Source organism: Thiolapillus sp. (assembly GCF_048562965.1).
GTDB classification, from domain to species: domain Bacteria; phylum Pseudomonadota; class Gammaproteobacteria; order Chromatiales; family Chromatiaceae; genus Thiolapillus; species Thiolapillus brandeum_A.
This window is the reverse complement of record NZ_JBHNMF010000087.1, coordinates 1-9605: the sequence shown is the minus strand read 5'-3', so window position 1 is coordinate 9605 and position 9605 is coordinate 1. Positions and strand designations below refer to the sequence as shown.

The 9605-nt window shown below is 57.1% G+C and carries 7 protein-coding genes; 2 read left to right on the top strand and 5 right to left on the bottom strand.

Features of this window, described 5'->3' with window-relative positions:
• Nucleotides 1-263: 263 nt before the first annotated feature.
• Genes ACOCD2_RS06895 through ACOCD2_RS06880 form a run of 4 tightly spaced genes read right to left on the bottom strand, consistent with a single transcriptional unit; the run spans nucleotide 264 to nucleotide 5419 of the window.
• The gene (locus ACOCD2_RS06895) at nucleotides 264-1163 is read right to left on the bottom strand and encodes a CoB--CoM heterodisulfide reductase iron-sulfur subunit B family protein (protein WP_293646771.1); all 900 of its coding nucleotides are present in this window, start codon (nucleotides 1161-1163) and stop codon (nucleotides 264-266) included.
• A gap of 16 nt (nucleotides 1164-1179) precedes the next feature.
• Nucleotides 1180-1803, bottom strand: coding sequence for a 4Fe-4S dicluster domain-containing protein (locus ACOCD2_RS06890; protein WP_293646769.1), 624 nt, complete (start codon nucleotides 1801-1803; stop codon nucleotides 1180-1182).
• 12 nt (nucleotides 1804-1815) lie between these two features.
• A complete protein-coding gene (locus ACOCD2_RS06885) occupies nucleotides 1816-4131 on the bottom strand; it encodes an FAD-dependent oxidoreductase (protein WP_293646767.1) in 2316 nt (771 codons plus the stop codon).
• Between the two features lie 4 nt (nucleotides 4132-4135).
• On the bottom strand, nucleotides 4136-5419 hold the full coding sequence (locus ACOCD2_RS06880; protein WP_293646765.1) for a CoB--CoM heterodisulfide reductase iron-sulfur subunit A family protein: 1284 nt from the start codon (nucleotides 5417-5419) through the stop codon (nucleotides 4136-4138).
• Between the two features lie 590 nt (nucleotides 5420-6009).
• Here ACOCD2_RS06880 and ACOCD2_RS06875 point away from each other — a divergent pair.
• Together ACOCD2_RS06875 and ACOCD2_RS06870 are read left to right on the top strand one after the other, a co-directional pair.
• Entirely contained in the window at nucleotides 6010-7827 is a 1818-nt protein-coding gene (locus tag ACOCD2_RS06875; RefSeq protein WP_293646763.1) for a diguanylate cyclase, read from the top strand.
• A 100-nt stretch (nucleotides 7828-7927) separates the two neighbouring features.
• Complete coding sequence (locus tag ACOCD2_RS06870) at nucleotides 7928-8746, top strand: CbbQ/NirQ/NorQ/GpvN family protein (RefSeq protein ID WP_293650061.1); 819 nt, start codon at nucleotides 7928-7930, stop codon at nucleotides 8744-8746.
• A gap of 116 nt (nucleotides 8747-8862) precedes the next feature.
• On the opposite strand, the gene ACOCD2_RS06865 is transcribed toward ACOCD2_RS06870, so the two are convergent.
• On the bottom strand, nucleotides 8863-9435 hold the full coding sequence (locus tag ACOCD2_RS06865) for a sulfotransferase domain-containing protein (RefSeq protein WP_419589579.1): 573 nt from the start codon (nucleotides 9433-9435) through the stop codon (nucleotides 8863-8865).
• Nucleotides 9436-9605 lie beyond the last annotated feature (170 nt).

The window sequence follows — 9605 nt, the reverse complement described above, 5'->3', positions numbered from 1 at the left end:
CTCAACCATGTGCTACAGCATATTGGGAACGCCAAGATGGTTGAGGACGTCGAAGCCTTGCTACCCTGGAACACCTCCCTCAACAAGATGCAAAAGGGTTGATTCTTTGGCGCTTACACTAAAAATGTACATTTTGTATACCGCAACCTGTTCAATAGTGGCTCTCTTTGGAACAAGCTATTGGCAGGAAACAGCTGTAGAAAGGCAGCCAGACAAGAAAAAAGCCCCGATCGGGGCTTTTTTCGTTGCAGGAAGAAACACCGTTACTTCTTGGCAATATCTTCCAACTGCTTGGCGGCGATCAGCTGACCGTCCAGCGCTGCATCTGATGCAGAGCGCCCATAAGCCACGGAGATCAACTGGCTGTAATACACCACGGGAATGTTGAACTTGGTGTCGTACTTCTCGTTGATCTGATCCTGGTAGATCTCTACGTTGGCCTGACACAGGGGGCAGGGCGTGGCGATCATGTCAGCACCGTTATCGTAGGCTGCTTCGATGATGCCCTTGATCATCTCCTGAGACTTTTCGGGCTCGGAGAATGCCAGGGCGCCGCCGCAGCACTGCACCTTTTTCTCGTAGGTGGGGATGGAATCCGCGCCCAGAGATTCGACCAGATGGTCCAGGTACATGGGGTTTTCGAAGGACTCGCCAGCGATACCGAAGGGACGGTTGGTCTGGCAGCCCACATAGCCGGCGATCTTGATGCCTTCCAGGGGCTTTTTCACACCTGCCTTGATGTCTTCCAGGCCGATGTCCTCGATGATAACTTCGGCCATGTGCTTGATGGGCGTGGTGTTGTTGAGCTTCAGACCCGCTTCCGCCAGGGCCTGGTTGGCCTCGGCGAACATGGACTCGTCTTCCTTCAGACGCTCCGCGGCTTCCTTGGTGGCCAGCCAGCAGGCGGCGCAGGTGGCGACGATCTCCTGGTCCTTGTTGTGCTCTTCGGACAGGGCGATATTGCGCGCCGACAGGGTCAGGCGTGGCAGCTCGGAGCCGCTGGCGTAACCAATGGATGCCGAGCAGCAGTTCCAGTCAGGAATCTCGTTGAGCTGGATGTCCAGCTCCTGACACATGGTGTCCACGGATTTCATCAGGTTGGATGAGGATGCGCCTTTCTGGGAGGAGCATCCCGGGTAGTAGGAATATTCTCTTTTAGCCATCTTGGGATGCCTCCGGTTAGTCGAACTTCTTCATGCGCGCATCTTCGATTTCCTGCGCCTTCTTGATCATCTTCTGCAATCCGCTGAGATCCTTCACGCCATGTCCGCCGAAGAATTCGCTGGCGGCCATACGCTTGGCTTTCATCATCTTCATGCCCAGATCCTTGTTGCGCAGGGCTTCCTTGACGCCCGGACCGAAGCCGTCCTTGAAGTACAGGGACAGACCCAGCTTCAGCTCATTGACCCGGCCTTTCTTCATCATGTTGTTCCAGAAGATTTCCGCGAACTTGGCCGTGGGCTGATTCTGGGGAACCAGACCCAGCTTCTTGGCGTAGGTTGCCAGGCCGTGCATGATATGGGTAATGGGCAGTTGCCGAGGACAGCGTACTACGCAGTTGTAGCAGGAAGTACACATCCACATGGAATCGGACGCAAGCACCTCGTCACGCTTGCCGGCGCGGATCATCATGAAGATTTCCTGCGGTGGGTGTGCCCAGTGCTTGCCCAGGGGGCAGGAGCCGGAGCACACGCCGCACTGCATGCACATCTTCACCCATTCGCCTTCTTCGACGTTGGCTTCAACTTCACTCAGGAAGCTGTTGCGATATTGCTCGATCATTGCTTTGTTCATTTCACTCATCGCCAGTCTCCGTTAGAACTTGAATGGGCTCAGGCCGACCTTTTCAATGGTTTCTTCCATATCCTTGATCAGTTGAGGTGCACGGTCGATATCGGTGATGGCAACTTCTTCCACCACGACACGCTCAGGTTCGAGGTTGAGGGTTTCCAGCGTGTCGCCGACCTTTGCCATACGCTCTGCGGCCATGGTGGAGCCACGCACGAAGTGACACTGGTAATCGTCACCGCGCTTGCAGCCCATCATGATGATGCCGTCGAAACCGTTGTTCAGTGCATCGGTCACCCAGGACAGGCTGGTGGATCCCAGACAGCGCACGGGAATGACCCGCGCCCAGGGGCTGATTTCCACGCCGCTGATAGCGGCCTGGTCCAGCGCCGGATAGGCGTCGTTCTCGCAGGCCAGCACCAGGATGCGGGGCTTTTCGTCCCATTCCTCGGGAATATCGCATTCCTTGATTTGCGCGCCCACGGTGTTGACGGAGTAGTTCTCGAAAGAGATGACCCGTACCGGGCAGGCGCCCATGCAGGTGCCGCAACGGCGGCAGCGCGATTCGTTGTACTGGGGATAACGTTCTTCATCTTCATCGATGGCGCCGAAGGGGCATTCCACGGTGCAGCGCTTGCACTGGGTGCAGCCTTCCTTGCGGAAAGTCGGGAAGGACAGGTCGCCAACACGGGGGTGGGCGGCGCGGCCCTGGCCGGCGTTCTCGATTTCCTGGATGGCTTTCATGGCGGCGCCGGTGGCGTCATCCATCGCCTGCCTGATATCCATGGGACGGCGCACGGGACCGGCGGCATAGATGCCGGTGCGGCGGGTCTCATAGGGGAAGCAGATGAAGTGGGAATCGGTGAAACCGTGCTTCAGATGCGGCAGGTCGGTTCCCTGACGGTAGTCCAGGTTGAGGATGGATTCGACCTTGACGGAGGTTTCGTCAGCGGCGTGAGCCTCCTGGGCTTCCAGTTCCTCGGCACGATCCTCGTCGCTCATACCTTCCAGCGCTTCGTTGGCGGCATAGGGGTCGGGACCGGAGTTGGGCACCATGCCCAGGTCCAGCACCACCAGATCGACCTTCACCTCGGCGTCTTCATCGAGGATCTTGTCGTGCATCTTGACCGTGATGCTGTCACCGGGAGTGACTTCTTTGACATCACTCTTGGTAAAGATCACGCCGTTCTTCTGGCCGCTGCGGTAGAAATCTTCACCGGCAGCGCCGGGAGTCCGCAGGTTGTTGTAGCAGATGGTGGTGTCACAGCCTTCGTTGTGGTGCTTGAAGTACAGCGCCTGCTTGATGGACACCAGATCGCCGATGCCTGAATCATAGGGCAGGCGGTCTTCGTCGGTGGAGTTCTGACCGGCATCCTGTACGAACAGCACGGAGGTGATCTCCTTGCCATCGGACGGGCGCTTGATGGGGCCGCCATTGGCGGCGTTGGCCAGCGCTTCCATCTCCAGATTGGTGATGATGTCCGGAGAACCCGCGTAGTTGAATTCCGGCAGGTTCTCGGGATCGTAGAGATTGAAACCCGTGGCCTGGACGATGGAGCCGATGTTCTCGGTGGTGGTGCCACCGGATTCTGCGCTGATGTCCACGCTGAAGCGACCCGGCGCGCCGGATGTCTTGGTGACGGTGCTGTTCAGGTAAACCTTGATGTTGTCGTTGCCCTCGACGGCGGCGATCATGTCTTCGATGCCGGTATCTTCAGGCATGGGCAGGTTGGCATCCGGGGAGTTGGGCGTACCCTGGGGCGCGGCCTTGAAGGGGACGCGCTTGTGCAGTTGAGCCACGTGGCCGCCCAGTGCGCCGCTCTTCTCCACCAGGTGTACCGTGTAACCTGCTTCGGCAGCCTCGATAGCTGCAGTCATGCCGGTGATACCGCCACCGACCACCAGGACATTGGGGTTGCGGCTTTGCTGACCGGAAGCGCTGGGCTTGTTCATCTGCTTGATTTCGCCGCAGGACATGCGAATGTAGTCATTCGCCATTTCCTGGGTGGTTTCCTTGGCTTCGTCGGTATCGGGACGCGCCCAGATGACACCCTCGCGGATGTTGCAGCGGGTCATGGCGATATCGTTGAAGTCGAAAGCCTCGACCTTGGCGCGGCGGGAGCAGGCGATGATGACTGCGTGATTGACGCCGTCGTTATCGATGTCGTCACGGATCATCTGTACGCCTTCCTTGCTGCACAGCATTTCGTGCTGCTTGACCACATTCATGCGGCCGTCGCGGGAGGCGGTGGATTCCAGCTCACCGGCGTCCAGACGGTCGCCAATGCCACAGCCGGTGCAGATATAGGCACCGTATTTCTTTTCTACTTGTTCGTCAGACATTTTTTCAGCCCTCCGCACGTGCTACACGATTGACAACCTGAATGGCCTTCAATGCCGCACCGGTGGCGCTTTGTACCGCCCGGTTGACATCCAGTGCATCGCTGGCGCAGCCCGCCGCGAACACACCGCCATTCTTCTCTGCTGGCTCGATGAAGCCTTCCCGGTTGATTTCAACGTCAACGGGAAAGCTGTCGATGGACACGGAAGGTTCCATACCGGTGGCCAGTACGACCAGATCGTGCTCGTTGGCATAACGGTGATAGCCTTCGGTATCCACACCGTTGAGGCAGGGATTGTCGTTCTCGCCTTTGGTGATTGATGCCACTTTGGACTTGATGAATTTCACGTTGTCCATGGCCTGCACTTCGGCGTAGAAATCCTCGAAGCGGTCGATGGCGCGAATATCGATATAGTAGATACTCACCTGGGCGTCGTCACCGTAGGCATCCACCACGTAATGGGTCTGCTTGAGAGACGCCATGCAGCAGATGCGCGAGCAGTGGTACAGGTGATTGCGGTCACGGGAACCGGCGCACTGGATGAAGGCCACGTTCTTGGCTTCTTTGCCGTCGGAGGGACGCACGATCTTGCCGCCGGTGGGACCCTTGGGGTCCGCCATGCGCTCAAACTCCACGTTAGTCACCACGTTGGCATAGCGATCATAGCCGTAAGGCTGGATCCTGGCCGCGTCGTAAGGTTTCCAGCCGGTAGCCCAGACGACAGCGCCGACGGGGAACTGGATTTCCTTCTCGGCATCGTCGAGATCAATGGCGTCGTATTTGCAGGCATCTTTGGCTTTCTGTGCGTCATCGGTGCCGATAATGGCGGGATCGAGCACATATTTCATGGGGTGGGCCATGACGTGGGGCAGGTAGGCGCCCTTGCGCTTGCTCATGCCGTAGTTGTATTCGTCGTCGAATTCCGCCTCTACAGCCCTGGCACAGTCACCGCAGGCGGTGCAGTTGTCGTTCACATAGGTGGGAGACAGCTTTACCGTGGCGGTGTAGTTGCCGGCTTCGCCCTCGAGCTTGCTGACTTCAGCACCGGTAACGATGGTGAGGTTGGGGTTCATCTTGGCGCGGCGCTGGTTGATCTCCAGACCACAGGTCGGGTGGCACAGTTTGGGGAAATACTTGTACAGCTGGCTCACACGACCGCCCAGATAAGGACGTTTTTCGACCAGGACGACCTGAGCGCCGGTTTCTGCAGCTTCAAGCGCGGCTGTCATGCCGCTGATGCCGCCACCGACCACCAGGATTGTCTGGTTTGTGGCTACTACCTCCGTCATGGAATTACCTCCGTTGCGGATTACATTTCAAGGATGGCTGGCTTTCCGGTTGGGGCCGGAAGGCCGGTAATCTTGGTTTAGCTGGTGGCTTTGTCACAGCCAAAACCACCAACGCAGGCGCAGGCCCGCATTTAGATGTGGTTACAATACTCTCGTTCGTCCTGAATCGCTATGCTTCTATAATCGAATTTTCCAATATGCTAATAGATGTGTCGTATGTTGGCGTATTGCTGGGGTGATCAATGAACTTTTTAAGGTGTGCCGAGCCTTTCCAGACGGAAAGCGTTCGTTGCCGGCACCGGGCATGGCTGGTTGCACCCCAGCTGCGGAAAACCGGGTTTTGGTCCTGCCGGTTTTTCCTTTTGGACAGGCAGCTTAGCGCTTCTGCAGAGCTGCCCGGGTGTCTCTTCTCCCTGCCGAATGCGGGAAAGTATGAGCGAATAGGGAAAAATTGGGGTATTTTCTCCGGTATTCCAATATTCTTGTATGATTCGCAAAGCTCTTCGAACTGGAGTTAAGCTTTTCATTCAGGGATTTATACTTGAGAAGATCCTGCAATCGCTATCCAATGCAGGGTAATGTGATCGGAAATGAATAGAGTTCTTTTACTGCTTGCGGGAATGCTGGTGGCGTTTGCCGTGTTCTTCCAGTGGAAAATCGCGAATGATGCACTGCAGTATTCTCAGCGGCAGATTCAGTACCAGCAGGCACTGGAGGCCTACCGGGAAAACAACATCTATTACACGCCGGCCACGACGATTCAGTGGATTGTCAACCGCCAGAACCCTGCGGGCTTCTTCGTATCCAATCCGGACATGCTCTTCGAGCCCTCACAGCTCAATGACAGTACCCTGCGCGCCACGCGCTATGCCATCACCACCTTGCGGGATCTGGGAGGGTTGCGCCAGATCAACCGCATTGCGGTCGCCGAATATGTGATGGGGCTGTACAAGGCTGACGTGGATGGCGCCCGTTATGCCCCGCCGGGGCGGTACGCCGGCTTCAGGACCCTGCCCAATGAGCCTGTGGGTGTGCGTCCTACCATGGATGCCCTGATGATTCTGGAAGCACTGGACCTGCTGGATGATCCCCGTATCGACCTGCAGCGCATCTGGGATTTCATCTCGCTCCACCAGAATCCGGATGGAGGCTTCTGGGATGAGCACTATCCCGCCTTCGGGATGGCATCGAGCATGAAATGCACGTCCTTCGCTGCCCGGGCGCTGGGTATTCTCCACCGTCACATGAACAAGCCTTTTCCACAGGAGCTCAGCCAGGGTGTGCGGCGTTTCGTAAGCTCGGTGACAGATCCCGTAAGCGGTGGCGTTCGTCAGCAGCCCGGCGCCCCCGTGGAGGACAGTTACAATGCATTTCGGGCCGTGATCGCGCCGCTGGATACCACCAACGGCGACTTGCCGGCCAGGCGAAGGGCAGTGCAGGACGTGATCAATATGGACCGTCTTTCCGGATATCTTGTCCGTGAGTATTATCTGCCTGATTTTGGAGCCTTTTCCCGCTACAGCGAGCCGAAAAAGAAAAAGCCGTCGCTCAAGGCGACCCATCTGGTCATCTGGCTGCTCAGGGACATGGTGTACCTGGACCACATCGACAAACACCGGATCAGCAAATATGTGATGTCCTTACGCTCACCGAGCGGGCAGTACGGCGGCGATATCTACACCACCTATTCGGCGATCGGACTGTTGCAGAAACTTGGTGTGCCCACCCGCCCTCTGACGCCACCGGCGAAACCGGAAAAGCTGGTGACTGTTCCCAGCTTTGTGCCGGCCGTCTTTTTCATCGCAGTATTGCTTACCCTGATCCTGGGTCATCAGGCCAAGAAAATGGAGCTGCAAAGTATCAACAGGGCCTTGTCCATTCAGGCGAGTATCGACAGCCTGACCGGGATCTACAACCGCCAGAAATTCGAGTCACTGCTCAAGGATGAACTGGACAAGTTCGGCCGCTACCACCACCCCCTGTCCGTGATCATGTTTGACGTGGATGATTTCAAATCGATCAATGACCAGCAGGGCCATTTGGTGGGTGACCAGATACTCCGGGAGATTTCTGCGGTGATCAAACGGGGGTTGAGAAACTCGGATGTGTTCGCCCGCTGGGGCGGAGAGGAGTTCATCATCCTTTTGCCCGGAACAGACCGCTCGGGCGCTTACCGGCTGGCAGAAAAGCTGAGAGCTTTGCTGGAGAGCAGCCGGTTTTCACACGACAGGCGGGTAACCGCCAGCTTCGGAGTCACCGAACTGCTGGAGGGTGATGAACCCGAAAACCTGGTCAGGCGGGCTGATCTGGCAATGCTGATCGCCAAGGAACAGGGCAAGAACCGGGTCCACAGCCTGGTTGAAGAAACCCATTCGCATCTGAAGCCACGCTATATCGGAATTGGCTAGACATTATGTCTAGAATCCAAATACCTGACATTGCATGGCACAACTCCGGTCTGGAATCAGGCTACACTATGCAATATCACCCTTACATCCGAGAGTATCCGTGAGTCAGCACGCCCGCAGCCTTACTCCTGAAGAATATGTTTTTACCGAAGAGCCTTACTACGAACCGGTGGGCGATGAGATCGCCGTGTTCGAGGCAGCCTACCGGAACCGGCTGCCCGTCCTGCTCAAGGGTCCCACGGGCTGCGGCAAGACGCGCTTCATGGAGCACATGGCCTGGCGGCTGCAACGGCCGCTGCTGACCGTTTCCTGTCACGATGACCTGACCGCTTCCGACCTTGTGGGGCGATTCCTGGTGAAGGGCGGTGAAACGGTGTGGGTGGACGGCCCCCTGGCGAGGGCGGTGCGCAACGGCAGCATCTGCTATCTGGATGAGGTGGTGGAGGCCCGCAAGGACACCACCGTGGTCATTCATCCTCTGGGCGATGACCGGCGGGTGCTGCCCATGGAGAAGGTGGGTGAACTGCTGGAAGCACCGCCGGAATTCTGCCTGGCCATGTCCTACAATCCCGGTTATCAGTCCGTGCTCAAGGATCTGAAACAGTCCACGCGGCAGCGTTTCGTGGCGCTCGAGTTCGATTACCCCGATACCGCGCTGGAGCAGAAGATTGTGGAGAAGGAATCTGGCATCGATGCGGACATGGCGCGTCAGCTGGTCAAGTTTGCCCAGATGACCCGTAACCTGAAGGGCCAGGGTCTGGATGAAGGCGCATCTACGCGTCTGCTGGTGCACGCCGCCAAGCTCATGGCATCGAACATTGCCCCGGTCGTCGCCTGCCGCAGCGCCATCGCCCAGGCGCTTACGGATGATCCCGACATGCTCTCGGCTGTGAATGAGCTGAGTGCCTCGTTGTTTTGACCCGTATCACGCACCGGAATACCCGGATCTGGTGCGTGATACGGGTCAATCGCTGATTTCACCAGTCGGTGTTGGTTTCGTAGCCCAGCCCGACAAGTATGTCGCCGATGACATCCTTAGAATCGGGATTTGTTTTCAGGAGTGAATTTCTCTTTCCAGCGGCCAATACCGCCCCTGCGGATGTGCGGATGGGATGGTGCGTGTGCCCCAAAGACATTACCATGGATTTCTTCCGCGGGCAATGTCTGTTTGCCTGCAAAATCAAGAATCCGGCGGATGTTCTGCAGCTGTGTCTCTTCCGAACCGCCGCCCTCCGGGCCAACCAGATCTTCGAAGCGCAGAAACAGCACTCCTTTCACTTCCTTCCAGGGCAGGAATGCCTGCCAGGCCTGTTGCCAGCCACGTTCTTCCGTGGGGCGTACTCTTGGCGCATGAATGGGAGAATAACCCTCGATTGCTTGTCTGAGGCATTTGTTCCAGGATTTGCCCCGATATTGCGGGTGTTCGTGCTTTATCAGGTATTCAGCAAGAGAAACCACCACGTCACGGGGATCGCGAACCAGGGCAATCGTCTGTATCTCTTCCTGCAGCAGGAGATCCGCAAGCGCATTGCTGTGGGTGCAATGACCATTGAATACATGAAGAGGCGGAATGCTTCTCAATACTTCGCGAAGCAGAAGATCATGCATGGGTTTCGGTTGCAGCGCGCCAATCTCCACGGCGGGACCCAACGTGGACTCGTATTTTCTGTTCCAGCTCAAGCGTGTCTTCGACCTCGTGATAGATTTTGGGACATCCCAGTCCCCAAAATCGACTCGGCCTTTGACAACCTATTTGTGCCCCAGCCGTCCTGGTCACC

Excerpts from the sequence above, each read along its gene's own strand:
- ACOCD2_RS06895 (WP_293646771.1), bottom strand. The coding sequence starts at position 1,163 with ATGGCTAAAAGAGAATATTCCTACTACCCGGGATGCTCCTCCCAGAAA.
- ACOCD2_RS06890 (WP_293646769.1), bottom strand. The coding sequence starts at position 1,803 with ATGAGTGAAATGAACAAAGCAATGATCGAGCAATATCGCAACAGCTTC.
- ACOCD2_RS06885 (WP_293646767.1), bottom strand. The coding sequence starts at position 4,131 with ATGTCTGACGAACAAGTAGAAAAGAAATACGGTGCCTATATCTGCACC.
- ACOCD2_RS06880 (WP_293646765.1), bottom strand. The coding sequence starts at position 5,419 with ATGACGGAGGTAGTAGCCACAAACCAGACAATCCTGGTGGTCGGTGGC.
- ACOCD2_RS06875 (WP_293646763.1), top strand. The coding sequence starts at position 6,010 with ATGAATAGAGTTCTTTTACTGCTTGCGGGAATGCTGGTGGCGTTTGCC.
- ACOCD2_RS06865 (WP_419589579.1), bottom strand. The coding sequence starts at position 9,435 with ATGCATGATCTTCTGCTTCGCGAAGTATTGAGAAGCATTCCGCCTCTT.